Source organism: Aminobacterium colombiense DSM 12261 (genome assembly GCF_000025885.1).
In the GTDB taxonomy this organism is placed as follows: domain Bacteria; phylum Synergistota; class Synergistia; order Synergistales; family Aminobacteriaceae; genus Aminobacterium; species Aminobacterium colombiense.
The window spans coordinates 1,619,540-1,643,548 of record NC_014011.1; the positions used below are offsets into that span (position 1 = coordinate 1,619,540).

General features: G+C 46.3%; 26 protein-coding genes. 2 read left to right on the forward strand and 24 right to left on the reverse strand.

Translation table 11 applies throughout. From position 1 onward, the window contains the following. Positions 1–50 precede the first annotated feature (50 nt). Positions 51–1,406 (forward strand): dihydrolipoyl dehydrogenase family protein, encoded by a 1,356-nt coding sequence (locus AMICO_RS08080; protein WP_013048962.1) that lies wholly within the window; start codon positions 51–53, stop codon positions 1,404–1,406. A gap of 49 nt (positions 1,407–1,455) precedes the next feature. Here AMICO_RS08080 and lpdA read toward each other — a convergent pair whose 3' ends face one another. The 9 genes from lpdA to AMICO_RS08125 form a co-directional block, all read right to left on the reverse strand. Next, positions 1,456–2,943, reverse strand: coding sequence for a dihydrolipoyl dehydrogenase (gene lpdA, locus AMICO_RS08085; RefSeq protein WP_013048963.1), 1,488 nt, complete (start codon positions 2,941–2,943; stop codon positions 1,456–1,458). A gap of 27 nt (positions 2,944–2,970) precedes the next feature. Continuing rightward, entirely contained in the window at positions 2,971–4,227 is a 1,257-nt protein-coding gene (locus tag AMICO_RS08090; RefSeq protein ID WP_013048964.1) for a dihydrolipoamide acetyltransferase family protein, read from the reverse strand. A gap of 22 nt (positions 4,228–4,249) precedes the next feature. Further along, complete coding sequence (locus AMICO_RS08095) at positions 4,250–5,548, reverse strand: TRAP transporter large permease (protein ID WP_211204274.1); 1,299 nt, start codon at positions 5,546–5,548, stop codon at positions 4,250–4,252. Between the two features lie 13 nt (positions 5,549–5,561). Continuing rightward, a complete protein-coding gene (locus AMICO_RS08100) occupies positions 5,562–6,032 on the reverse strand; it encodes a TRAP transporter small permease (protein WP_013048966.1) in 471 nt (156 codons plus the stop codon). Between the two features lie 66 nt (positions 6,033–6,098). Next, positions 6,099–7,172, reverse strand: a complete 1,074-nt coding sequence (locus tag AMICO_RS08105) for a DctP family TRAP transporter solute-binding subunit (protein WP_013048967.1) — start codon at positions 7,170–7,172, stop codon at positions 6,099–6,101. 134 nt (positions 7,173–7,306) lie between these two features. Then, positions 7,307–7,783 carry a PPC domain-containing DNA-binding protein gene (locus AMICO_RS09985; protein ID WP_013048968.1) on the reverse strand — a complete coding sequence of 159 codons (477 nt, stop codon included), beginning with the start codon at positions 7,781–7,783 and terminating at the stop codon, positions 7,307–7,309. Between the two features lie 15 nt (positions 7,784–7,798). Beyond that, positions 7,799–8,770 carry an alpha-ketoacid dehydrogenase subunit beta gene (locus AMICO_RS08115; protein WP_013048969.1) on the reverse strand — a complete coding sequence of 324 codons (972 nt, stop codon included), beginning with the start codon at positions 8,768–8,770 and terminating at the stop codon, positions 7,799–7,801. 15 nt (positions 8,771–8,785) lie between these two features. Further along, positions 8,786–9,790 (reverse strand): thiamine pyrophosphate-dependent dehydrogenase E1 component subunit alpha, encoded by a 1,005-nt coding sequence (locus AMICO_RS08120; RefSeq protein WP_013048970.1) that lies wholly within the window; start codon positions 9,788–9,790, stop codon positions 8,786–8,788. Positions 9,791–9,849: 59 nt separating this feature from the next. Then, on the reverse strand, positions 9,850–10,479 hold the full coding sequence (locus tag AMICO_RS08125; RefSeq protein WP_013048971.1) for a GntR family transcriptional regulator: 630 nt from the start codon (positions 10,477–10,479) through the stop codon (positions 9,850–9,852). Positions 10,480–10,806: 327 nt separating this feature from the next. Here AMICO_RS08125 and AMICO_RS08130 point away from each other — a divergent pair, with 327 nt between their 5' ends. Beyond that, positions 10,807–11,316 (forward strand): O-acetyl-ADP-ribose deacetylase, encoded by a 510-nt coding sequence (locus AMICO_RS08130; protein ID WP_013048972.1) that lies wholly within the window; start codon positions 10,807–10,809, stop codon positions 11,314–11,316. Between the two features lie 18 nt (positions 11,317–11,334). Here AMICO_RS08130 and AMICO_RS08135 read toward each other — a convergent pair whose 3' ends face one another. From AMICO_RS08135 to AMICO_RS08205, 15 genes are all read right to left on the reverse strand, one after another. Then, positions 11,335–11,796 (reverse strand): hypothetical protein, encoded by a 462-nt coding sequence (locus AMICO_RS08135; RefSeq protein WP_013048973.1) that lies wholly within the window; start codon positions 11,794–11,796, stop codon positions 11,335–11,337. A 20-nt stretch (positions 11,797–11,816) separates the two neighbouring features. Further along, the gene (locus AMICO_RS08140; protein ID WP_013048974.1) at positions 11,817–12,188 is read right to left on the reverse strand and encodes a hypothetical protein; all 372 of its coding nucleotides are present in this window, start codon (positions 12,186–12,188) and stop codon (positions 11,817–11,819) included. A 100-nt stretch (positions 12,189–12,288) separates the two neighbouring features. Then, a complete protein-coding gene (gene pyrE, locus AMICO_RS08145) occupies positions 12,289–12,867 on the reverse strand; it encodes an orotate phosphoribosyltransferase (RefSeq protein ID WP_013048975.1) in 579 nt (192 codons plus the stop codon). After that, positions 12,852–13,574, reverse strand: a complete 723-nt coding sequence (pyrF, locus tag AMICO_RS08150; RefSeq protein ID WP_013048976.1) for an orotidine-5'-phosphate decarboxylase — start codon at positions 13,572–13,574, stop codon at positions 12,852–12,854. The genes pyrE and pyrF overlap by 16 nt, the downstream gene beginning before the upstream one ends. Continuing rightward, positions 13,575–14,510, reverse strand: coding sequence for a dihydroorotate dehydrogenase (locus AMICO_RS08155; protein ID WP_013048977.1), 936 nt, complete (start codon positions 14,508–14,510; stop codon positions 13,575–13,577). Continuing rightward, on the reverse strand, positions 14,497–15,270 hold the full coding sequence (locus AMICO_RS08160) for an iron-sulfur cluster-binding protein (RefSeq protein ID WP_013048978.1): 774 nt from the start codon (positions 15,268–15,270) through the stop codon (positions 14,497–14,499). Before AMICO_RS08160 ends, AMICO_RS08155 begins: the two co-directional genes overlap by 14 nt. After that, positions 15,257–16,567, reverse strand: coding sequence for a dihydroorotase (locus tag AMICO_RS08165; RefSeq protein ID WP_013048979.1), 1,311 nt, complete (start codon positions 16,565–16,567; stop codon positions 15,257–15,259). Before AMICO_RS08165 ends, AMICO_RS08160 begins: the two co-directional genes overlap by 14 nt. Further along, positions 16,564–17,493, reverse strand: coding sequence for an aspartate carbamoyltransferase catalytic subunit (locus AMICO_RS08170; RefSeq protein ID WP_013048980.1), 930 nt, complete (start codon positions 17,491–17,493; stop codon positions 16,564–16,566). The genes AMICO_RS08165 and AMICO_RS08170 overlap by 4 nt, the downstream gene beginning before the upstream one ends. Further along, complete coding sequence (pyrR, locus tag AMICO_RS08175; RefSeq protein ID WP_013048981.1) at positions 17,493–18,050, reverse strand: bifunctional pyr operon transcriptional regulator/uracil phosphoribosyltransferase PyrR; 558 nt, start codon at positions 18,048–18,050, stop codon at positions 17,493–17,495. Before pyrR ends, AMICO_RS08170 begins: the two co-directional genes overlap by 1 nt. A gap of 194 nt (positions 18,051–18,244) precedes the next feature. Further along, entirely contained in the window at positions 18,245–19,456 is a 1,212-nt protein-coding gene (locus tag AMICO_RS08180) for a pyridoxal phosphate-dependent aminotransferase (RefSeq protein ID WP_013048982.1), read from the reverse strand. Between the two features lie 76 nt (positions 19,457–19,532). Then, on the reverse strand, positions 19,533–20,387 hold the full coding sequence (panB, locus tag AMICO_RS08185) for a 3-methyl-2-oxobutanoate hydroxymethyltransferase (protein ID WP_013048983.1): 855 nt from the start codon (positions 20,385–20,387) through the stop codon (positions 19,533–19,535). Positions 20,388–20,418: 31 nt separating this feature from the next. Then, the gene (locus AMICO_RS08190) at positions 20,419–21,189 is read right to left on the reverse strand and encodes an IclR family transcriptional regulator (protein ID WP_013048984.1); all 771 of its coding nucleotides are present in this window, start codon (positions 21,187–21,189) and stop codon (positions 20,419–20,421) included. Positions 21,190–21,335: 146 nt separating this feature from the next. Next, entirely contained in the window at positions 21,336–22,175 is an 840-nt protein-coding gene (locus AMICO_RS08195) for an alpha/beta hydrolase family protein (RefSeq protein WP_013048985.1), read from the reverse strand. Between the two features lie 15 nt (positions 22,176–22,190). Beyond that, positions 22,191–22,976, reverse strand: coding sequence for an exodeoxyribonuclease III (gene xth, locus AMICO_RS08200; protein WP_013048986.1), 786 nt, complete (start codon positions 22,974–22,976; stop codon positions 22,191–22,193). Between the two features lie 122 nt (positions 22,977–23,098). Further along, on the reverse strand, positions 23,099–24,007 hold the full coding sequence (locus AMICO_RS08205) for a DMT family transporter (RefSeq protein ID WP_013048987.1): 909 nt from the start codon (positions 24,005–24,007) through the stop codon (positions 23,099–23,101). Positions 24,008–24,009: the final 2 nt, after the last annotated feature.

Below are 24,009 nucleotides of genomic sequence, written 5' to 3' on the forward strand. Positions count from 1 at the left end.
CATTTCGCCGGGTCCATTTTATTTCAAAGTTAAGAACAGGAGGTGTGCATATGTACGACGTTATTGTTTTGGGCGGCGGCCCTGGCGGCAATAAGGCAGCTGAGCTCGCAGCCAGAAACGGTTTAAAAACAGTGATGATAGAAAAAGCCCGTCTCGGCGGAACATGCCTGAACCGCGGCTGCATTCCTACAAAAGCATATTTTGCGCGAATCATAGGCGGCCATGGAACCATTGAAGAAATGTGGAACCATAAAGAGCAAATCGTTGAGAAACTCAACAGTGGAATCTCCACTCTCATGAAAATGTCAGGCGTGGAAGTCGTACTGGGTACGGGAAAAATCATCAGCACTGGAGAAACCCAAATAGTAGAAGTTCAGACCAGCGAAGGGATACGGCAAATTGAAGGGAGAAACCTTATTATTGCCACCGGTGCCCGTTCCCTGGCCATGGAATTTGAAGGGGCAGACCTCCCTGGCATCATTACAGGGGATTACGCTGTAACCTATCCAGAACTCTGGAAATATCCCGACTGTGAAGAAGTAAAATCTGTAGCTGTCATAGGAGCGGGTGTTATCGCCGTGGAACTCGCTGTTCTCTTAAGACGCATGGGCAAGGAAGTCACCATCCTTAAACACTCAGACCAGGTTCTGCGCCGTGCCGACAAAGATGTGAAAAAGAAACTCATTCAATCCCTCAAGAAGATGAAGATCACCATGGTAGATTACTTTGCCCCTGAAAAGGCTCTTCTCGAAGGAGAACAGGTCAAGGTTTGCGGAACCACGCCAAAGGGAGCTGTTGACATCAACTGCGATCGCCTTATTCTTGCCTCGAGCATGATCCCCATTCTTGATGGGTACGGACTTGAGGATTCGGCTATAGAATACTCGAAAAAAGGCATAAAAGTAGATAAGCATATGGAAACAAATGTTCCCGGGGTATATGCCATCGGAGACGTTACTGGCGGAATGATGCTCGCCCATCTGGCAGAGTATCACGGATTGAGCGCAATCGAGCATATCCTTGGAAGAGAATATGTCATCAATCCTGACCATGTGCCATGGTGCGTCTTCTGCGACCCTGAAATCGCTGTAGCCGGTATAACGGAAGACGAAGCTGAGGCCCGCAATATTTCTGTAAAGGTTGCCAGGGCGTACTTTCTGGGGAACGGAATGGCACAGGCCCTCAATAATACAGACGGATTTGTCAAAGTTATTGCTTCTCAGGAAGATGACCGTCTGCTTGGCGTCCATATCATAGGTCCGGAAGCTTCTTCTCTTATCGGCGAAGCAGCTCTCGCTGTAGCCCAGGGAATGAAGGCAAAAGACGTGGCCCGAACCATCCACCCCCACCCAACCCTTACTGAATGTTTTAAAGATGCCCTTTTCCGCCTTGAAGAAGATTCGTAGGCAATGAATAAGCCGGAGGGAAATTACATCCTCCGGCTTATTCATTGCGCTATTTTTTTGCTGGCAGGTGAATAACCCGCCCCAAGGCTGCCAGAGCCCCTTCTGCCAAAGCTTCTCCTATGGTGGGATGGGCATGGATTGTAGAAATAATCTCCTCCGCCGTGGCCTCCAGACGAAGGGCCAAAGCTCCCTCCACAATAAGATCTGTGGCCCTTGGCCCTATGATATGTACACCCAAAATTTCATTGTACTTCTCATGGATCACGTACTTCACCAATCCATCAATGTCATTCATAATAATGCACTTTCCGTTATTAGCCAGGGGGAACCGCCCGACCTTCACCTTAAACCCCTTTTCCCGAGCCTGCCTCTCAGTGAGCCCGACCGACGCTATCTCTGGTGAGGTGTAGATTGCGCTGGGAACAGTTTTATAATCCATGGTAACAGACCTTCCCATAATGTTCTCCGCAGCTACAATTCCCTCACGAGAGGCCACATGAGCCAGCATTATGGGAGAAGCGCAATCACCTATTCCATAAATGTGACTCACGTTGGTGCGGAGATAAGAATCAACACGGATACGCCCCTTCTCTGTTATGACTCCGGCTTTTTCAAGCCCAAGGCCATTGATAACAGGGCGGCGTCCTACAGATACAAGCACCTTTTCGGCCTCTACGGTCACTGTTCCATCAGGACTTTCAACGCTGACTGCCAGCACGCCCGCCCTCTCCTTTACTTCTGTCACTTTAGAAGATGTGTGAAAAACAACCTTTGAACGGGCGAGAACTCCTTTAATGATCTGAACCAATTCCTCATCCATATTAAGAAGAATGTCTGGCAGCATTTCTACCACAGTAACTTTCGTTCCCAAAGAAGCATAGATCGATGCAAACTCCATCCCAATAACTCCTCCGCCAACTACAACCATTGACGAAGGCACTTTTTCCAGGCTTAAGGCCTCATTGCTGGTAATAACACCTGGAATATCAAACCCCCGTATGGCAGGAATTACAGGCTCGGATCCTGTAGCGATAATAAAAGAATCGGCCTCAATTCTGGTTTCCCCGCCATCCTTCAGTTTTACACCCACAGAGCGAGGGGATAAAAACTTCGCGAAGCCATCAATTACTTCTACATCATTGGATTTCAGTAAAATGCCAACACCGCCTGTCAGGTGATCCACAACCTTCTCTTTTCGCTTCATGAGGGCATTCCAATCCACTGAAACCTTCTCTGCAACAATTCCAAGATGGGATGCCTTCTTGATGGCTGTAAAAAGTTCTACTGAATGTAGAAGAACCTTTGTAGGGATGCAGCCCACGTTAAGGCATACTCCTCCAAGACGTTTTTTCTCCACAAGGGTCACACGGGCGCCCAGCTGAGAAGCGCGAATGGCTGCTACATACCCTCCCGGACCTCCCCCAATGATAACCACATGTTTCTTTTGCTCTCCAACAGAAGGAAGGGGTTCTGCTATGGGAGCTGGACCTTCTGTCATTGTCAAGCCGGGTTTCGGCATTGTTATAGAATGTGCCATAAGCCGCTGCCAACCTCCTCCTTATCCCTACAAAAGCAACAGGTAGGGATTTTCTGCAAGTTCCTTAATCCTGGCGAGAAATTTAGCGGCATCTGCCCCATCCAGAAGGCGATGGTCTGCGCTAAGGGAGAGCATGGCCATAGGGCGAACCTTAAGTTCTCCGTCTATGACTACTGGACGATCCACAATAGTATTAATAGCCAAAATACATGCTTCTGGTGGATTCACTATGGGAGTAAAACTGTGTAAGCCAAACATTCCCATATTTGTAATAGTAAAGGTTCCGCCCTGAATCTCTTCCAGTTCAAGCTGGTTAGCACGCGCCCTGGCCACAAGATCTTCTGTTTCTACAGCAAGCTGGGAGAGGGATTTAGTTTGAACCCCCTTCACATTAGGAACTACAAGGCCGCCTTCCAGAGCAACAGCCAATCCGATATTTGCATTTCCGTGAAGAATTACTTCCTGCCCTTCAAGGGAGGCATTGGCCATGGGATGCTCCATAAGAGCCTGAGCACATATTTTCATGAAAATATGATTGTAAGAGATTTTCACGCCCTGTTTCGAAACAGCCACTTTCACACTCTTTCTGAAAGCTATAAGAAATGTAAAGTCAACTTCCATATTGTATGAGACTGCCGGAATGGACGTTGTGGAAAGAAGCATTCTCTCGCCAATGACCCTCCTCATGTTTGACAGAGGAATACGACGGTCCTCTGCTAAAATGCGAGATGGAAGAGAGGAAACAGTGGTCATGACATCTTCTTTCATAATACGCCCCTGCTTCTCAATGGCAGCAAGATCCACACCAAGCTCTGCAGCCATACGTTCTGCCATTGGCGACGCCTTGACCTTCTCATAGGCAGATGGGCTTTCAGCGAAGGCTACTACATCTTTTTTTACAATACGCCCCTCTGGCCCGCTCCCATGAACCTGAGATATATCAACTCCAAGGTCTCTGGCCGTTTTTTTCGCCAGGGGGGATGCTTTGATGAAACCTTTTGAAGTCAGCTCTGGAGAAACACCTATAAGGGGCGAGTAATCTTCACCTTTTTCTCCTATGACAGCGAGAGGAGAACCCACAGAGACCTCTTCGTTGATATTCACAATAATGGCCAGTAAGAATCCTTCTTCCGGCGATTCTACATCAAAGGTCAATTTATCCGTAGCGGCGATAAATAGGATCTCTCCCTTCTTGACAGCATCCCCTTCCTTTTTTTTCCACTCAGAGACAGAACCGCTGTTCATGGTGAGTCCTAATTTTGGCATGGTTACCAGCGTAGCCATAATAAACCTCCTTCCATATTGCTTAATAAAGATTAAAAGCTTTAGGCAAGAACGTAGAGATCGTGGGGAACAGCGTAATTACAATTAGGGCCAATATGGATGCTAACACCAGAGGCATTGCAGGTTTACTGATATCTTCCATAGAGAGTTTACTGATATTGGCTCCCACATACAAGTTGACAGCTACAGGAGGTGTCACCTGCCCTATAGCGAGGTTAACCGTCATTACGACGCCAAACCAGATAGGATCCCATCCAAAGTGAGCCATAATAGGTATGAGAATGGGAAGAAAAACGTAGTAGATAGAAATGGCATCGAGAACCATTCCCGCCAAAAGCAAAATAACATTGATAAGCAACAAAATAACCATAGGGTTACCAGAAAGGTTTAGAAGGAGATCCGCAGCCTTATCAATAAGCCCTACTGTGGCACCTACCCATGAGAAGAGACCGGCACAGGTAACGACGATCATGACAACGGCAGTGGAGATAACACTTGAAACAAGAATTTCGTACATAACTCTCACAGTTATGGTTCTATAGACAAAAACACCCACAAAGAGACCATAAAAAACAGCGACAGCCGCGGCTTCCGTGGGAGTAAAAATACCTCCGTAGATTCCTCCAAGGATAATAACCGGAGTCAACAAACCCCAAAATGATTCTTTAAATGCTTTTAAGAGCTTTTCTCTCCCCCCACGGGGCTCTCCGTGATATCCGTGTTTTTTACTTATAAAATAAACAAAAAGCATTAAAAATAGAGCCACCACTATACCCGGGAAAACACCAGCCGCAAAAAGAGCGCTGACTGACGTCTCTGTAACAACGCCGTACACAATAAATGCTATGCTTGGCGGAATGACTATTGCCAGACCAGAAGAAACAGACACTACAGCGGCAGAAAAAGCCTTATCGTATCCGGCAGCCGCCATTCCGGGGATAAGGATCAACCCGAGGGCAGCAACAGTTGCTGGGCCAGAGCCGCTGACCGCTCCCCAGAAGGTGGCCACCCCTACAGTCGCTATCGCGAGTCCTCCCGTGACGGAGCCTACCAGTTCCTTTATAAGATTGATGATCCGCACCGCAATGCCAGCTTTTTCCATAATGACCCCAGCTAAAATAAAGAAAGGAATGGCCAGAAGGGGGAATTTAGCTATGCCGGCATAAAAGTTATAGGAAATCATTTGGTGCCCCAGGCTCCAATGCCACGATACAAAAAGGGCCGATCCCCCAAGGGCCACTGCTATTGGAAACTTGAGCAAAAGGGGTATTACAAAAATAATAAGCGCCCACAAAGCGGGGTCTTTAAGAATTTCAGTCATCATATAAGCCCCCTCAAAACTGATGTTCTTTATAGGTTTGAATAGAATGCTGCAAAAGCCGTAAAATAATGAGCACCGAAAAAACAGGAGTAGCAATGGTATAGATCCAGACTGGGATATCCAGGGATTCTGTAGTAACATCCAAAGCTATTTCATCTATGACTTCCACATATCCATAATAGGCAAGAACAGCAAAAAACAGAATTGATGCCGCCGTAGAGAAAACAAAGCAAATCAGGCGTTTTTTGGGCGCCAAACGCTCGTAAAAAAAGGTCATACTTAAATTAGCCCCCTGTTTAAAGGCCATAGAGGTTCCAAGCATAACGAGCCATACAAAAAGATTGACCTCTATCTCTTCTGTAAAAGACAAGGGGTATTTAATAAAATACCGTGTTACAACATTGATAAAAGCTATGCTGACCATAATCATCAGCATCACAGCGCCGACAAGCTCTTCGAAGTGGTCCCAAAGTTTTTTTAGCATAAGGCCAACAACCCCTTTTTTATAAGGAGGAGGAAAGGCGCTCCTCCTCCTTATTACAGAGTATGACTACTTTACAGAAGCCATATCAGCTTCTGCGGCTTCCACAAGGTCTTTGCCGATTTTCTCTTTCCATGTATCGTAAACAGGCTTTGTCTTTTCGACAAAAACCTTTATCTGGTCAGCGCTGAGCCTTGTTATCATCATTCCCTGCTCTTCAAGGTATTTGTAGGGTTCTATGACCTGAGGCACTTCATTGATCTCCTTGAGATAGGCTAGGGAAATATCACCGTCAAGACCAACACGAGCAAGGGCCTTCTGGTATTTGGAAGCTTCTTCCACACACTCCATTATCATTTTCTGATCTTCTGAACTAAAAGATGTCCACACCCTGTTGTTTACTGCGTACAGAAGGGGATCCACCACATAATGCCAATCTGTAAGGTATTTATGGAATTCGAATACTTTGTATGGAAGGATTACAGAGTTAACAGGGTTCTCTTGCCCATCAACAACTCCCTGCTGAAATGCGGTTACAGCTTCTCCCCAGTTCATATTGATGGGATTGGCTCCCAGCGCCTTGAAAATATCGAGGTAGAGAGGGCTTCCTACTACACGAATTTTCATCCCGGCCATATCCTCGGGCGAGGAAATGGGCTTGACTCCGTTGGTGAGTTCGCGAAAGCCGTTCTCACCCCAGCCCAGAACTGTAACACCTTTTTTCTGCAAAGCATCGGCAATGAACTTCCCAGCTTTGCCGGCCTCAATGGCGTCAAGTGCCTTATAGGGATCTGGCTGACTGGAAATAAAGAAAGGAAGGGCAAAAAGGTTCAACTCTGTTGCTTGAGGAGACCAATTAATGGTAGATGAAAGAGCAAAGTCAGCCGCTTCATTGCGTACTATCATAAACTCTGATGTCTGTTTTCCTGCCATGAGCTGGGCAGAATAGTAGACTTTAACGTTAATTTTACCGCCAGACTTCTCTGCCACCAGTTCCGCAAACTTACCTGCTCCTTTACCCCAGGCACTCTGTGCAGCAACGTTGCAAGTCAGCTTATACTCGTCTTTATAGGCAGCAAGAGCCGGGACAGCCAGACCACAAACAAGAACACACAAAGTTAAAAAAGCAATCAGCTTACGCATCCTTTTCCCTCCTGTTTTAAGGATAATAAAAACACCTCACGCCCGCAGCGCTCCTCTATTAGCTGTTCCCTAGCCTTCACCCCCGCTCATTATGTAGGTAGTTAGCCTTGGAACTATATGTGAATGAACAACCATTACTCTCGCTTCTTCTCCGTCACTTTAAAAAGATTAAATCCGGTTTCTTCATCATAGGAACGAAGCATTTGCACATCAGAAAAAACGCTGATGACCACTTCCACCGTAGCGAGCACTCTATTGTTCCCCGACGGGGCAAAATGCCCCGCAACAGCATGCATATCCTCTCCTGCCACAGCACCATGAAGATGGATATCAATCTCTCCATCCTCATTTCTTCCAATAATCCCCTGAGCACCGATAAACTCGAGGGGACCCGCCATTTGAACCGGATCAAGGTAACGAGCCTGTCCCCCTGGAAAATCCTCTGTAACACAAACCAACGTGGCACATTGAAGACTGCCTATCATGGTGCTGATGCACCCTGACTCTACATCCATTTTCTGGCAAAGGAGCCTTAGTGACTCAAAAATATCTTCATCAGGACCAAAGCGAGCCACGATCATTCTTGATACATCTGTGGAAAAGGCCTGCACTTCTGAATCCCTCCCTTACATCATGCTCTTTACGCCCTCATAAATTTTGTCGGCAGTAACACGATAGGCCTGCTCTAAAGGTTTGGCAAAGGGAATGGGGGTAAAGGGGGCTCCAATTCGAAGGATGGGGGCATCAAGATAGTCGAGACCTTCCTCTGCGACAATGGCCGCTATCTCACCACCAACGCCACCCTGCTTTACCGCTTCGTGGGCTATGGCAAGACGATTCGTTTTCGCTACAGAATTTAAAATCGTTTTCTTATCTATAGGTGAAATGGTTCTTAGGTCGACAAGCTCTACATTTATTCCCTCTTTTTCAAGCTTTTCCGCTGCCTGGACAGCCAGATTCATAGTCATGGAATAAGAAACAAGGGTTACATCTGTACCCTCTTTAATGACTTTCGCCTTTCCTATGGGAGTAAAAAACTCTTCCTCGGGAACTTCTCCCTTCATGCTGAATAAAGCCTTGTGCTCAAAGTAAATAACAGGATTGTCATCGCGAATCGCGGACTTTAGAAGCCCCTTTGCATCGGCTGGATTTGAAGGAATCACAACTTTCAATCCCGGAATATGCTGGAACCACGCCTCTACACTCTGGGAATGCTGAGCCGCAGCCTGATTAATAAGCCCATCTGGAGCCCGAAGAACCATGGGAAGAGTCTTTTGTCCTCCAAACATATAGTGGACCTTGGCCATCTGGTTAAACACTTCATCCATACAAACGCCAATAAAATCAGCGAAATGCATATCTGCAACAGGACGCATCCCCGCAAGGGCCGCTCCTACCGCTGCCCCCACAATAGCCGTTTCAGAGATGGGGGTGTCTCTAACTCGTTCTGTACCAAATTTGTCAGGGAGACCTTTAAACTGTCCAAAAATGCCACCCTGCCTGGCAATGTCTTCTCCCATGACGAAGACGGTTTCATCATGAAGCATTTCTTCTTCCATGGCTTCAAGGGTCGCCTGAGAAAAGCTGATAATCTTCATTATTCATTCACCGCCCTATACATAGAGATCTTCAAAGAGTTCGAAAGGCTCAGGTTCAGGAGCATTTCGAGCAAACTCGACAGCTTCTGCAACAGACCTTTTCACGGCCTCTTCAATGGCTGTCAACTCCTCCTTGGACATCACTCCCCCTTCAATTACTTTCTGTTCAAAACGAGGGATGGGATCTGTTTCATCAAAAACCTTCTGCACTTCCTCTTTCGTTCTGTACTTTTCGGGATCTCCCACAAAATGGCCTTTGATCCGATAGGTTTTGGCCTCCAGCAATGCTGGTCCGCTGCCTCGCCTGGCCCTTTCTATAAGCTCTTGGGCCGCTTCATAGACTGCGAAAACATCGTTCCCATCAACTATGACTCCGGGTATGTCATAACCAAGCGCCCTATCCGCGATGTTTTCAACTGCTGTAGTGGTATGATAGGGCGTTGTTGAGGCCCAATGGTTATTTTCACAGACAAAAATAACGGGGAGTTTCCAGGCCGCTGCCAAATTTATACCCTCATGGAATGTACCGCGATTTGAAGCTCCGTCCCCAAAAAAAACAACTGAAACGCCATCTGTTCCTTGCATTTTCTGGGCCAGGGCCGCTCCTGCCGCGAGGGTGAAACCCCCTCCAACTATTCCATTGGCCCCAAGCATCCCTATGCTAAAATCAGCAATATGCATAGAGCCGCCCTTCCCTTTGCAATAACCAGATTTTTTTCCGAAGATCTCTGCCATCATAGGCTTTAAATCGGCTCCCTTTGCTATAGTATGGCCATGTCCCCTATGAGTGCTCTGGATATAATCCGTTTTTCTCAGGTTTGCCATAACGCCAGCGGCTACAGCTTCTTCTCCTATGTACAAATGGACAAAACCTGGAATTTCACCAGCAAAAAAGAACTCTTCGACCTTCTCTTCAAAATGACGGATCTTTACCATCGTTTCGTAGAGAGATCGAAGGGTCTCTTTGTCAAAATCTCTGACTGGAATCGCAGGTTCTTTACGAACGACTTCCGCACGCATACAGACCCCTCCTCACGATACAGTCTTGAATATTGAAATAATTTTTTAAAAAAATAAAATCAGGCCATCAGATTTCTTTTCCCAGTGAGCAGATGAAGGTGCATAGCTTCAACAGCCATCTTCGAATCATCTTTGCGAAGAGCCTCTACAATTTCGCAATGCTGGCGAAAAGACCGTTCTACACTTCCAGGACCTTTTAACACATTGACTCCGACAGAAAAAAAGCGGTCTTGCACTCGTTTGGCTGTGAAAATAATGAGGGAATTAGAATAGATTTGCAAAAAGCAATCATGAAAATCACGATCGTACTGAAGGTACTCCGTTACATCGCCTTTTTCTATTGCTTGCTTTTGAAATGAAAGGTTACGGTCTATCTCTCTGAAGTGCTTATCTGTAAGCAGTGGGGAAACATTTTTAACGACAAATTCTTCTATGGCCATTCTCAGATCAAATATTTCGTTTGCTTCGAGAACTGTTACATCTCGCAATGCTATCCCACGGTTGGGGAATATTTCTATGAAGCCCTCCACTTGCAGCCTTTGCAGGGCCTCACGGACAGGTGTCCTGCTCATCTCTAATTTCTCTGCAAGAAAGTTTTCTGAAATATTGTGGTTTTTCATGTACTCTCTGTCGAGAATCAACTCTTTAATCTTTTCGTAGGCTATATCTTTTTTTCTCATTTTTAACATAAGCTCACCTCTGTTATCGATATAAGCCTGCATACAAGTAACATACAACTTGTACACTATAAAGAATATCTAGAATCCTATGTCATGTCAAGACGAATTAATAAGAGAACATTAAAATCTAAAGAGTTAATAATCGTGTTATTTCTTATGAATTATTTTGTTTAGATTCATTTTTTTTCTAAGAATTCAAGTCCCGCCTTTTAAAAGTCTTCATGGCCTTTTTCCGTTGCCCTTTTGACGCAAGGGGCTGACTTTAACTGTGAAAACAGTGCTTATAACATAAGGTATTGATGTTGAGATATAATTTTGTATCGGGAGGGATGGATTATGAATGAAAAAATTGAATTGTTAAAAGGCGATATCACAAAAGTTGAAGTTGATGCCATAGTTAATGCAGCAAACACCACTCTTCTTGGCGGAGGTGGCGTTGATGGAGCTATTCACAGAGCCGCCGGGCCGGAGCTTCTTGAAGAATGCAGTACCCTTGGCGGATGCGCCACAGGGGATGCAAAGATAACAAAGGGCTACCGTTTGCCTGCACGATACGTTATCCATACACCAGGTCCAGTCTGGAGGGGAGGCACAAAGGGGGAACCCGATCTGCTGGCCTCCTGTTACCGTAAAAGTCTCGAACTGGCCGTGGAAAATGGATGTAAATCTGTTGCATTTCCATCGATAAGCTGCGGGGTCTATGGTTATCCCTTTGATCAGGCCGCTCAGATAGCCATAAGGGAGGTTTCTTCTTTTATCCAAAAAGACTCAAGACTGGAAAAGGTCATTTTCGTATGCTTTAGCCAAGAAGCTTACGATTTATACAACAAAATTCTATCGAAATAAATATTAAAATTTAAAGAACTAACGACTCTGCTGTTTCTCATGGATTATTTTGTTTAACTTCAACCCTATTTCAAGAAATTCTAGTTCGACTTTTTTAAAGACCTCGATGTCTTCTCCATAGTCTTTTTTTGAATATTCCTTGTTTCCCATACTTCTTTGATAGAGTTTTTCAGTTATGAGTTTTACACAAGAAACTGCTCTGGCCATTCCTGAAACATAGGCTCGTTGAAGAATGAGAAATTTTCCGTCCTCCGATTCATTGTCTGGACGAAAATCCCTTATGGAGCGCTTAATGTCCTCAAGTTCTACCGAAATAGCGGTGAGGGCCAAACGATTCCCCTGGTAGTCTACGGGGGTATAAATCCCGGGAAGACGTATTAATTTTCGAAGAGAAGGTTTGAAAAGGTCGTTCTGAATGTTCATGTATTGTCGTAATACGCTATTTGTTCTTCTTGCTATCTCAAGGGTTTCTGGCCGCACTCCATACTTCTCCTTTCTTATCAGTGAACTAGGGGGGCAAGTTCATTTTCAAGGGCAATCACTTTTTCCTCCAAATCCTGAAGAAGTTTCGTGTCTGCAGCAGGAGAAACTTTTATCCGCACATTGAAAAGCTGCTGACGTTTGCTTTCAACTTCTTGCAATATTGTTTGTACGATTTCTTTAGATTCCTCGTCAAGCCCTTCTACATTTGAATCTCCCGCGCTTTTTACAATTTCGGCCAGAGCTAAAGCTTTATCGGCCCTGGCTAGCAGGAATTCTGTTCCTGCTGGTCCTTCTTGGAAACGATCAGTTGGTTTGTTGTTTGTAAAACCCACGAACAATACCACTGTACAGGCAATACAGACAAGCGCAATAAAAAGCTTTTTCTTCATAAAAGCCTCCGTATTCCTTTAAGGTCTATTTATTGTACGTGCTTGGGGCTCTGTCTCCAATCCTTCACTGAGAACATCTTCTATCGTTTGGATTTTTTCTTTATTTTCGGCTCCCAGGCTTTACACAGGGAATTCCTTTAGAGCACATGGGACACTCTTCCGGACTATAAACTGGAAAAGAAAGATTCCAAAGGGAAAGGGGATCATGGGGCAAAATATGTTTTCCACCGCTGCGGTTGACGATGCAAGCCGTTGCCAGCCATTTCGCTCCCTTTTCTTCCATGAGGGTGCCTACCTCTTCCACAGACCCCCCTGTTGTGATAACATCTTCAACTACAACAACTCCAGCTTTTTCGGGGAAAGGAAAACGTCTAAGACGCATTTTCCCATCTTCTCTTTCACAAAAAATGAACGGGATATCCAAAGCTCTCGCAACTTCATGGCCAATAATGAGTCCACCAATGGCCGGGGCCACTACCACAGTAGGCTGGAGTTTTTGAACTAAGCGGGCTATTTCTTTTCCTGCAAAAGCAGCATAGGCTGGAAAACGTAAAAGAAGGGCGCATTGCAAATAAAAAGCACTGTGCAAACCAGAAGTAAGAAGAAAATGCCCCTCTAGAAGGGCCCCGCTATCGCGCATCATTTCTTGAATACGCTCTTCTACTAATCCTCTTTCCATCGCAACCCCTCCCCTATATCGCTCAGTATGTTACGTAGAGCTTCCAGACGATTTTCAGCTTTTAAAATAGGACGGCCTACTACAAGAAAATCTGCTCCTGCTATAATAGCACCTTTGGGGGTCGCTGTACGGGCCTGATCATCCCCTGTCGCTGAAGGACGGATTCCCGGCACCACCTTTATAAGCTCTTTCCCCCTCGTTTCATTAATAATGGGCAGATCGAGAGGAGAGCAGACAAGACCATCAATACCTGCTTCAGCACAGACAGTGGATCTGGCTCTAAGGGCATGGTCCATAGAACATCCTGGAGTGACTTCCTGCCAAAGCTCATTATTCATGCTTGTCAATACAGTAACTCCTAAAAGGATCATTTCTCCACCAACATTGTCCCGGCCGTTGCAAGCCTCTTCAAGCATAGCCCCTCCTCCTGCTCCATGAAGGGTAAGGGCCCAAATGCCTTCATTGGCCAAAGCCTCAACCCCCATGCGGACAGTGTTGGGAATATCGTGCATTTTCAGATCCAGAAACACCTTATAGCCCATAGACATTACTTCTCTAATAAAGGGGAGTCCCCCCTTTGCATAGAGCTGATGTCCTATTTTTATGTATCGCAGCTCGCCCTGTAAAACCCCAAGCAAAAGACGGCCTTCCTCCAGGTTTTCTACGTCAAGGGCCAATATGAGACGCTCCTGGCCTTTCTCCTCCATTTAAAAAACTCCTTTCCGAGCTTGGGCCCTACCTCTTAATTCACGAATATGATCAATCTTATGGCCTTCAAGGTAGGCATCCAGCCCCTTGCAAATAGACCGCGGCATATCTGAATGCACAAACATAGCTGTTCCCAGCTCTACGGCACTCGCTCCAGCAAGGATCATAGATAGAGCATCCTGCCACGTGGAAACACCCCCGCAGCCAATAACCGGGAGAGAGGTGGCTTCGCAGACCTGCCAGACCAGCCGTAATGCAAGGGGAAAAACCGCCGGCCCTGAAAAACCTGCAAAGGTTCTGTTAAAAACAGGCCGGCACTGATTAATATCAATAGCCATACCCAGCCAGGTGTTCGCAACGACCAGCCCATCTGCCCCCGAAGCTTCAGCAGCCAGTGCGACGCCATAAGGATCGTGGCACTGGGGAGTCAATTTTACAAGAAGAGACCCCTGCCACACTGATCGGGATGCCGCAACCGCCTGTGCCGTACTTTCCGGAGAAACTCCCCATGCCATTCCATCGCCATCCACGTTGGGGCAGGATATGTTCAATTCTACTCCTTTAATAATGTCATCATGTTCAGCCAGGGCCTTCAGAGTTTCCTGCGTTTCTTCTATACTTTCCATGACAACGTTCACAAAAAAAGGCATTCCACCTTTTCTGATCACGGGAAGAGCATTCTGCAGAAAGTCGTGAACACCAGTGTTTTGAAGACCGATACTATTCAACAGGCCACAGGATGTTTCCCATACCCTCACTCCTGTATTGCCTCGCCTTGACTTATTGCTCACCGCCTTTGTGCAAATAGCACCAACACCATCCAGATTGTTTTTATCCCAAAGATCCGCATCGTAGGGCCAGACCCCTGAAGCAATAATTACCGGCGTTTTAAGAGGAATGCCAACTAGAGTGTCTGAGAGCCTACTCCATGTCATTCCAGTCGACCTCCTTTGCCATGAAAAAAGGACCATCAACGCATACACGCTTAGGCCCCTTATCAGTGGAAATAACGCACCCTAGACACCCGCCGATACCGCAAGCCATCTTCATGTCAAGGCTGACCCTCACCTGACCTGCCTGTTCTATGTACTTCCGGGCCATGGCCTTAAGCATGGGAAGAGGGCCACAGGCCCATATTTCCTCATTATTACCAAGGGTTTCTGGCAATGCCGCAAGAGCGTTTCCTTTGATTCCAAGAGTTCCATCGTCTGAACAAACCTTTATATTTTGTGTTTTCTCTTCTACATAACTGACAAAACCTCCCCAGCCCTTTCCTGGAACTCCAAGAACAAACTCCCTTTTCTTAAGCTCAGGAAAAGACTGCAAGGCAAAAAGAAGGGGGGCAGCCCCCACTGTTCCAGCAACAAAAATAATTTTTTTATCCGATGGCCTCTCTAGATACCCGTTCCCCATGGGGCCGCGCAAATTCGCTTTTGTCCCCGGTGGAAGTGTCTTTAAAAGATGTGTAAACTTGCCAACAACCTGGACCAGGAGTGTCACAGTTTCCGCTTCAGTAGCAGCTATAGCGAAAGGACGCCCTAACAGGGGGTCAAGAACTCCCCGCAGCCTAAGCATGACAAACTGGCCAGGCTTCGCAGAAAGGGCGACAGCTGGACAATGAAGCACCACTTCTATAACTTCTGAACTGATAAGTCTTACCTTTAAAATTGTCCCGTTATGGTCAATTCTCTCCATAACTCCCTCCCCCATCAAACAATCGGCCCTCAATGAAGGTCATGACCGGCCAACCAGTCAGGATTTCCCCATTCCATGGTGTCATGCGGGCCTTGCTTTTCCAGGTGGACACGTCAACCACCTTTGATTCGTCAAGGTCGATAACCGTCAAATCCGCCACGGCGCCTTCAGCGATATGCCCCAGGCCTCGCCACTCTTCTGGAAGGATAGCCGCTGGTCCGGATGTGAAGAGTTCAAGGACTCTGGACAAAGAAACAGGTTTCCCCATTTTGAGCCATGTATCAAGCACTACGGCCACAGAGCACTCAAGGGAAGCAATGCCAAAGGGGGCCTCTTCGAAAGGGAGGTCTTTTTCGTTTTCATGCCATGGCGCATGATCGGTAACTATGGCATCAATGGTGCCGTCAGCTACTGCTGCCCACGCAGCTTTTACATCCTCCCGGCTGCGAAGGGGGGGATTGACCTTATATACGGAATGATATCGGCTCACGATAACATTGTTTTCATCAAGGGAGAGATGATGGGGGGTTACGTCACACGTTACCGGCAACCCTTCATTTTTTGCCTCTGCTATGGCCTTGAAAGCAAGAGATGTGCTTACATGGGTGAAGTGGATTGGGGCTTTTGTCTCTCGGCATAAAGCTATTCCACGCTCAATGTCAATATATTCAGCGGAGTGGGGAAAACCTTTCAAGCCGCTCAGAGATGAAATTCGCCCTTCATTGACCTGGCACTTTTCGGTGAGGGATATTTCCTCCGGGTGCTCCATAATGATGGCACCGATATCTTTACAGTACAGAAGAGCTGTACGAAGAAGCTTGGACGTACGAACCGGGGCGCCATCCTCAGTGAAAAGAACTGCCCCGGCTTCACGCAAAAGCCCTAGTTCTGCCAGCAATTCTCCCTTTCTATCCTTACTGACACAGGCTCCCGGCAAAACTCTGGCGCCCCCGGCCTGGCGCCCCCTCTCAAATACGTACTTTACGAGGGCCGGTGTATCTACAGCAGGGTCAGTGTTTGGCATGGTTACAACCGTAGTATACCCTCCAGCGGCGGCGGCCTTCGAACCGCTCTCTATATCTTCTCGCCATTCAAAACCAGGATCTCTGAAGTGTACATGAAGGTCAATAAACCCTGGGGCAAGTATTTTCCCATCAAGATCTATAACCTGCATTCCTTCCTCCATATTGATAGAAGGTGCTATTTTCTCTATTGTGGTCCCCTTCAGCAATACATCCGCGCTTTCTTCATTGAGTTCTTTTCCATCAAAAACGCGAGCGTTTTTCAGTAAGATCAATTGCGTACACCTCCCAGACACAAATAAAGCAGCGCCATTCTAACTGCGACACCGCTTCGAACCTGTTTCAAAATAATGCTCCTATCGCCATCTGCCACAGATGAGGCTATTTCCACCTCTCTGTTGATGGGACCAGGATGCATTACCACCGCATTGGCATCTGCCAGAGCAACAAGTTCTTCTGTAGCTCCATATCGTCTGTGATATTCGTCTATAGAGGGTATCAACCCTTCTTCCTGCCGCTCTTTCTGAATTCTGAGGAGATATACCATATCGGCTCCTGCAACGGCCTTTTTAGGATCGGGCTCGTAAGCGGCTCCGAGTTCGTTATGGTACAAAGGCATTAATGTACGAGGTCCGGAGAGAACAACTTCCACTCCCATCTTACTAAAGGCCTGAATGTCGCTTCGAGCTACGCGGCTATGAAGAACGTCGCCAACAATAGCCATTCTTTTTCCCTCAAGCTTGCCAAAACGGCGCCGTGCCGCGTGAAGATCCAATAAAGCCTGGGTGGGATGTCCATTTGTTCCGTCTCCCGCGTTAAAAACTGAGGCCCGATGAAGCTTTCTGGCCAGATAGTCTGCCGCTCCTACGGCCGAATGACGTATTACCACTGCATCAGCCCCCATGGCTTCAAGGGTCCAGGCCGTATCCCTCATAGTCTCCCCTTTACTCACGCTTGATCCCGAAGTAGACCAGTTGACCACGTCTGCCGAAAGCATCTTTTCAGCGAGCTCAAAAGAAACCCTTGTTCGCGTAGAACTTTCAAAGAAGAAATTGACGATCATCTTCCCTCGCAAAGCGGGAACTTTTTTTATGGGACGGTTCATCAGTTCTTCCATATAGTCCGCTTGGCCTAAAAAGAACTCAAGCTCTTCTCTTGTCCAGTCTTCAAGAGAAATAAGATGCCTATGCCTCCACTGCATCACGCTACTCCCCCGTTTCTTTCACAAATCACTACTTTATCCTCACCATCAAGCTCCCTGACCCTAACCTCAACTGTTTCAGCCTTAGACGTTGGAACAGTTCGACCTATATAGTCCGCCTGAATGGGAAGCTCCCTATGCCCCCGGTCTACGAGGATAACAAGCTGCACTCGATCAGGCCGCCCCAGATCCATCAGGGCGTCAAGGGCTGCCCGTATGGTTCGGCCTGTATAAAGCACATCATCAACAAGAACAAGTTTTTTCCCCGCAATATCTACCGGAATAGAGGTGCTATGCACGATGGGCTGTTCTTGCAATGTTGTAATGTCATCTCGATAGAGGGTGATATCAAGCTCTCCAGCGGGAACCTTTACTCCCTCTGTTTCCTTCAAAATGCTGCGAAGGCGGCCAGCCAAATAAACGCCTCGACGCTGAATACCTAAAAGCACCACATCCTCAAGGCCTTTATTCCTTTCCACTATTTCTACAGCGATTCGGCGAAGGATGCGTTCCATATCTCCTTCTGACAGAACAATTGCTTTTTCAATAAGAGCCATTCCCATCCCCCTTTTCCTGACAGAACAAAAAACAAGGCCACAAGCCGTTTTCACGGCCCATGGCCTTGTTCAATCTATTTCTTTCCGCAATGAATAAACCCCTTACTCCCGTCATACTCATATCCTCCTCAAATGTTCTGAGAAAGTGTAACAGGAAAAAAGATTTAATGCAAGCGGTTGCACAAAAAATTTTGCTAGTTTGCTATAACTGGCGCCGTTCTTCCAGGGTAAGCTTCGAGCCCTGCTTTTAGAATCTCCATCGCCCTGGACAAATCCTGTTCTTTCAAGACATAGGCCAGGCGGACTTCGTCTCTGCCTAACCCCGGCGTTGCATAAAAGCCCTCACCTGGAGACGCCATAACAGTCTCTCCATTAAGATCAAAATCCTGAAGCATCCATACAATAAACTTTTCAGCATTGTCCACGGGGAGTTTTACCATCATGTAGAAAGCGCCTTTAGGCTCTTCACAAATCACACCTGACATATCTTTGAGTGCCCGGTACATGATGTCTCTTCGTTTCTCGTATTCTTTGTTCACTTCTTGCAGATAGGATTTAGGGGTGGAATAAAGGGCAACGGCACCTTCCTGGTCAAGGGTGGGAGGGCTGGTGCGGCTTTGGCAAAGTTTAAGAATCTGAGCCATAAGCTCCTTATTCTTACTGATAACACAACCAATCCGGGCGCCGCATGCGCTGTATCGCTTTGAAACGGAATCTAAAATAACGACACGGTCTTCCACATCTTTCAAGTTCCCAAAACTGACGTACTCAAGATTGTTATACACAAACTCCCTGTACACTTCGTCTGCGATGATAAAGAAATCGTGTTTACGAGCTAAAGCAGCGACTCGCTCCATCTCTTCCCTAGTGTAAACAATCCCTGTTGGGTTTCCTGGGTGGCACATAACTATGGCTTTTGTACGCGGGGTAATTTTTTCTTCCATGCTTTCAACAGATGGGAGCCTGAACCCTTCTTCTGCCCGTGTAGTAATGGGCACAATCTTGGCGCTTACACATTGGCTAAAAGGATTGTAGTTGGCGTAAAAGGGTTCGGGAACCAATATTTCATCTCCCGGATCACAAAGAGCCGCAAAGGCGAAGACAATGGCTTCGCTGGCTCCTGCTGTAATGAACACATGCTCTCTTCCAAGCTCCACACCATAATCTTTATAATAATTACAAATAGCATCTATGAGTCGGGTATCGCCTTCAGAAGAACCGTAGGCCAGAACCTCGTTTTTAAAATTCCCTACCGCATCAAAAAAAGCTTGCGGCGTCTTAATATCAGGTTGCCCAATATTAAGAAAATATATCTTTTTCCCTTTTTCTTTTGCTTCTGCGGCATAGGGAGCCAGTTTCCTGATAGGCGAAGCCTGCATTGAACAAATCCGCTGAGAGAATTTCATAAAGCTCCTCCTTTTCAATAAAGGCGGCCCCGCATTAAATGCCTGACCGCCTTTATTCTATCTTATAGGTATGTTCTTATTCGAACTCCTTAAGCATGGCAGCAAATTCTTCTTCTTTGCCTGGCAGAATGTGGTACACGTGGTCATCTGTGGGGAATTTTCCAGTCTTCACGTCTTCAACATATTCCTTAAAGGCTCGAATCTCTTCTTCTGCCAAATTAGCATACTTCTTAACAAATTTCGGGGTGAAAGCCTCAAAAAGACCTAACATGTCTCCGCAGATCAGAAGCTGGCCGTCGCAAGGCGCACCTGCTCCTATGGAGTACACAGGAATCTCAAGTTTCTTTGCAATATATTCTGTCAACTCTGGTGGAATAGCCTCAAGGAGTATAGAGTAGGCTCCCGCCTCCTGTATGGCCAAGGCATCTCTAATCAGCTCTCTTGCGCTCTCGGGATCCCGTCCCTGAGCTTTGAATCCGCCAAGCTGACCAGAGCTCTGTGGAGTCAGGCCAATATGTCCCATTACCAGAATGCCAGCATCGGCCAGAGCTTTGATACGGCTGATAACCCGACGCCCGCCTTCAAGTTTTACAGCATCCATATCTGCTTCTTTCATAAATCGGCCTGCGTTTCTTACTGCATCTTCATCAGAGATCTGATAGGACAAAAAGGGCATATCCCCTACGCAGAAGGTGTTGGGGGCTCCGCGGCGGACTGCCTGGCAGTGGCGAATGCAGTCATCCATAGTCACAGGAATCGTACCTTCGTATCCAAGAACAACCATCCCGAGAGAGTCTCCCACGAGGATCATGTCCATGCCTGCCTGCTCTGCGAATGAAGCCGTTGGGAAGTCGTAAGCTGTAACCCATGCAACTTTGTCGCCACTCTGTTTCATTTTGACAAATTCCAAACGTCCTTTTTTCTTTGCCATAATTACTCGCCTCCTTAGTTCATTTGAATGATCAGGGAAAGCCAAGCTGCCTTGAAACTTCCATTGAGGCCCCTTGCAATCCCTTAATAAGTTCACTTTTTCTTTCTGGACCGAAAGAAGCAGCCAGGCCAGAAGTGCTCATGGCGGCCGCGATGTGTCCCTGATGATCTTTTATAGGCACAGCTACGCAGCACAATCCCAGCTCCAGCTCCTGGTTGTCTTCCGCCCAGCCCTTTTCTTGCACCTTATGGATCTCATTGAGCAAAACTTCCCTTTCCACAATAGTATGGGGGGTAAGGGAAGGAAGTCGAGAAGGAAGAAGGCTAAAAATAGCCTCATCAGTTAAATCTGAAAGAAGTATTTTCCCTGCTGCGGTACAATAAAGGGGAATTCGTTTGCCAATGTTGGAATAATGAACATGTTGCCCCACTGGCTCCACTTTTTCTACGTATACACCCTCATCCCTGTCTCGAATTACTAAGTGCACTGTTGTGTTGTACGCTTTTGCCAGACAGTCCATAGGAGATTTAGCGCTTAGCCGAACATCAAGATTTTGATGAACGATGTTCCCAAGCTCAAAAAGTTTAAGTCCTGGAGCAAACAGCCCTGGTGACTCTGTTTCTTCTAAAAATCCCTGCTCCACAAAAATTCGTAAAAAACGATGCACAGTAGATTTAGGAATATCCGTATAGGAAGCAATATCAGATGCCGAAAGCCTCGGGCGACTAAAGGAAAAACTAGAAAGAATAGCCAGGGCACGATGAAGGCTTTTAAAAGAAGGTGCAGATTTCTTAGCAGGCACCACATCACCTCTTCTCATAACATGAGAACGTTATTTTATATAATGAGATTATATCACATGCTCACCTCGTATTCAAATATAAAAAAATGCCCCGAAAGGCATCTTTTTAAAAATCATTCCACGGAAGCAATCTTGATCAGGTGCAGTCAATAACCAAGGCTTTCAAGCCAGTCTAAAATATGCCCGGCCAGGGCTACACGACAGTCAGAGTAGGAATGATCCGTATTCATTATTATTTCTTTTGTCCCTTCATTGTTATATTTTCTGAGAGCTTCTACGAAGGGGGCATGATTTGTCCGCAAGGGTGTGATGTTGTCGTTTTTCGCCCCTAAAACAAGAATATTGCGGTTGATAAAGGAAGAAGCAGAGTTCACTATGTCCCAGTCATGTAAGTGACAGCGAATTTCTTCAAGCAATGCTTCTTTATTGGTTCCATGGAGCGGAGGAGCGCCGAGTTTCAATAATAGATCAAGTTTTTTCTGGCTCTCAGAATCATTTAAACCATTTTTTCCATCAAATCCAAGATTCCATCCTGAAATAAAACAAAAGTCCCGTATACCCGGCATGGCATCGGCAACTTTAGCCATGGCAAACCCACCCATACTGTGCCCAAAGATGAGAATGCGTTCGGGATCTACCCCATAATTCTTCTGGGCGAAATCACTTTGCAAGTAACGAACGGCGTTAATAGAGTCAGAGATAACATGGGAAAAAGAATAAAAGCCCTGGCTTCCCCAACACCCCCTATATGAGAAAACCACGGTGTTGAACCCCGCCCGCCTTAGCACCTGAGCAAGATCTAAATTTTTTTCTGTGCCCGGAAAACCATGAAGAAACAGAATGGTCGGATGAGGAGGTATCCCCTGGGCTATATAGATCACGCCGTAAAGGTGACTTCCCTCCGAAACAAAATCAAGGGCCTCCATAGACGGAGGATAGCACCAATCCTCTATTTCAGGATCAATTTCAATACAGGGACGATACATGAGCCAATCACCACTCTATTCATCAATATTGAAAGCACCAACAACGGGAGCATGATCAGAAGGTTTTTCCCAACCTCTCGGACCTCTGTCTACATAACAGTCTTCTGATCGATGGGCAAGGGAAGAAGTAGCTAAAATGTGGTCTATTCTCCAGCCGATATTTCGCTCTAAAGCATTTTTAACCCTATAATCAAAAAAGGAAAACTCTCCTTCTCCTGGCCGGTATTTTCTAAAGACGTCTATAAAACCCCAGGCTTTTATTTCTTCAAACTTCTTTTTTATGTCTTCATGAAAGCAAACATGATCCCTCTTGTTACCAGGATTGGTCACGTCTATATCCGTAGGGGCAACATTCATATCGCCTACCCATAATAGATCGTCTGCTTTGGAGTACTCTCTATCAAAAAGGGTCTTCAGCCGATCGAAAAAACGCATTTTGTACTGATAATCGGAATGATCTATAGATTTACCCTGTGGAACATAGGTGTTTATTATATGAACTCCCAGAACTGTTCCCCGCACGATACGAGTGGCAGGATCAGGCTCTTCTCCATCTTCTAATCCGAAATGGGGATTCATGATGGGATGGAGACTTAAAAGGGCTACTCCGTTATAAGCCTTTTCACCTTTAAAAACCGCCTCATATCCCAGAGCTTCGAATTCTGAGGCTGGAAAGAACTGGTCTTCAGTCTTTGTTTCTTGCAGACAGAGAACATCCACTCTATTATCATGAAGCCATTGAGACAATATATGCATTCTGCTCCGAACTGAATTAACATTAAAAGTAGCAATCTTCAACATCGTCACCGCTCTCACCGGCCTTTCTCGAATAATATCCACTTTACCTATTTTCACAAACGCAGGGACGTTGATTGACTCCGCTTATTATAGAGTAATCACACTATCCACCGAAGGAGATTTAACTAGCCACCATTATCTTTAATTTCGCCTTTCTTCTTCAAGGAAAGCAAGGCCAACCCGGAAAAGATAAAAAAGATTCCGGCAATCGAAGTGAAAGAAAGGCGTTCACCCAAAAGCAACACTCCCAGGATACATGCTGTCAAGGGTTCTGTTAGAGTAAGGGTGTAAGCCTTTGCTACGGGAACGATTCCAATTCCCATGGAAAAAAGAGAATAAGGCAGGGCTGTTGCAACAATACCAAGGTGGAGCGCAACACCCACTCCACGCCATTGTGTCAGCCAGGAAACATCAAAGAAAAAAAGCAGGGGCAAAAGAAAAAGTGAACCTCCGCAAAGAGTAAGAGCGGCACTTTCTATCGGACCATAAAGAAATCGAAGGCCTTTCAACCCCATACCGCAAAGGGCATAAGAAAAAGCTGCGGAAAAGGCCATAAAAATACCGGGCAGACTTGTCTGTAAACCTTCCCCGCCGGCACTCAGCAAAACACACCCTATTACAGCCAGTGAAGTGGAAAAATACCACATTTTCTCCGGCGGCTCCTTATAAATAATATAACCCAACAAACCTGCCCACATGGGTGCGCCGCCAACAGCCACCATTGTTCCTACTGCCACTCCTGTCATTTTAATAGCCACAAAAAAGAAAAACTGAAAACCTGCCATTCCCAAGGATGCGGGAAGAAGAACCTTTAGGGGGCATCCTCCCTTCAACCATGAGAGGCCTTTTCGAAAAATCAACAAGATGAAAAGAAATATGCCTCCGCCTGTAATACGGATAGCTCCCACAGTAAAGGGAGAAGCCCCAGACGGTGCAAAGGCCTGTGCCGTACCAGAGGTACCCCAGAAAACGCCAGCGAAAAGAACCAGAAGAGATCCTGCCATTTCCTGATGGCTAATATTCCCGCCTCTCACCA

What these genes read in the sequence shown, in the direction of transcription:
- AMICO_RS08080 (WP_013048962.1), top strand. Translation starts at nt 51, where the DNA reads ATGTACGACGTTATTGTTTTGGGCGGCGGCCCTGGCGGCAATAAGGCA.
- lpdA (WP_013048963.1), bottom strand. Translation starts at nt 2,943, where the DNA reads ATGGCACATTCTATAACAATGCCGAAACCCGGCTTGACAATGACAGAA.
- AMICO_RS08090 (WP_013048964.1), bottom strand. Translation starts at nt 4,227, where the DNA reads ATGGCTACGCTGGTAACCATGCCAAAATTAGGACTCACCATGAACAGC.
- AMICO_RS08095 (WP_211204274.1), bottom strand. Translation starts at nt 5,548, where the DNA reads ATGACTGAAATTCTTAAAGACCCCGCTTTGTGGGCGCTTATTATTTTT.
- AMICO_RS08100 (WP_013048966.1), bottom strand. Translation starts at nt 6,032, where the DNA reads ATGCTAAAAAAACTTTGGGACCACTTCGAAGAGCTTGTCGGCGCTGTG.
- AMICO_RS08105 (WP_013048967.1), bottom strand. Translation starts at nt 7,172, where the DNA reads ATGCGTAAGCTGATTGCTTTTTTAACTTTGTGTGTTCTTGTTTGTGGT.
- AMICO_RS08115 (WP_013048969.1), bottom strand. Translation starts at nt 8,770, where the DNA reads ATGAAGATTATCAGCTTTTCTCAGGCGACCCTTGAAGCCATGGAAGAA.
- AMICO_RS08120 (WP_013048970.1), bottom strand. Translation starts at nt 9,790, where the DNA reads ATGCGTGCGGAAGTCGTTCGTAAAGAACCTGCGATTCCAGTCAGAGAT.
- AMICO_RS08125 (WP_013048971.1), bottom strand. Translation starts at nt 10,479, where the DNA reads ATGTTAAAAATGAGAAAAAAAGATATAGCCTACGAAAAGATTAAAGAG.
- AMICO_RS08130 (WP_013048972.1), top strand. Translation starts at nt 10,807, where the DNA reads ATGAATGAAAAAATTGAATTGTTAAAAGGCGATATCACAAAAGTTGAA.
- AMICO_RS08140 (WP_013048974.1), bottom strand. Translation starts at nt 12,188, where the DNA reads ATGAAGAAAAAGCTTTTTATTGCGCTTGTCTGTATTGCCTGTACAGTG.
- pyrE (WP_013048975.1), bottom strand. Translation starts at nt 12,867, where the DNA reads ATGGAAAGAGGATTAGTAGAAGAGCGTATTCAAGAAATGATGCGCGAT.
- pyrF (WP_013048976.1), bottom strand. Translation starts at nt 13,574, where the DNA reads ATGGAGGAGAAAGGCCAGGAGCGTCTCATATTGGCCCTTGACGTAGAA.
- AMICO_RS08155 (WP_013048977.1), bottom strand. Translation starts at nt 14,510, where the DNA reads ATGACATGGAGTAGGCTCTCAGACACTCTAGTTGGCATTCCTCTTAAA.
- AMICO_RS08160 (WP_013048978.1), bottom strand. Translation starts at nt 15,270, where the DNA reads ATGGAGAGAATTGACCATAACGGGACAATTTTAAAGGTAAGACTTATC.
- AMICO_RS08170 (WP_013048980.1), bottom strand. Translation starts at nt 17,493, where the DNA reads ATGCAGTGGAGGCATAGGCATCTTATTTCTCTTGAAGACTGGACAAGA.
- pyrR (WP_013048981.1), bottom strand. Translation starts at nt 18,050, where the DNA reads ATGGCTCTTATTGAAAAAGCAATTGTTCTGTCAGAAGGAGATATGGAA.
- AMICO_RS08180 (WP_013048982.1), bottom strand. Translation starts at nt 19,456, where the DNA reads ATGAAATTCTCTCAGCGGATTTGTTCAATGCAGGCTTCGCCTATCAGG.
- panB (WP_013048983.1), bottom strand. Translation starts at nt 20,387, where the DNA reads ATGGCAAAGAAAAAAGGACGTTTGGAATTTGTCAAAATGAAACAGAGT.
- AMICO_RS08195 (WP_013048985.1), bottom strand. Translation starts at nt 22,175, where the DNA reads ATGTATCGTCCCTGTATTGAAATTGATCCTGAAATAGAGGATTGGTGC.
- xth (WP_013048986.1), bottom strand. Translation starts at nt 22,976, where the DNA reads ATGTTGAAGATTGCTACTTTTAATGTTAATTCAGTTCGGAGCAGAATG.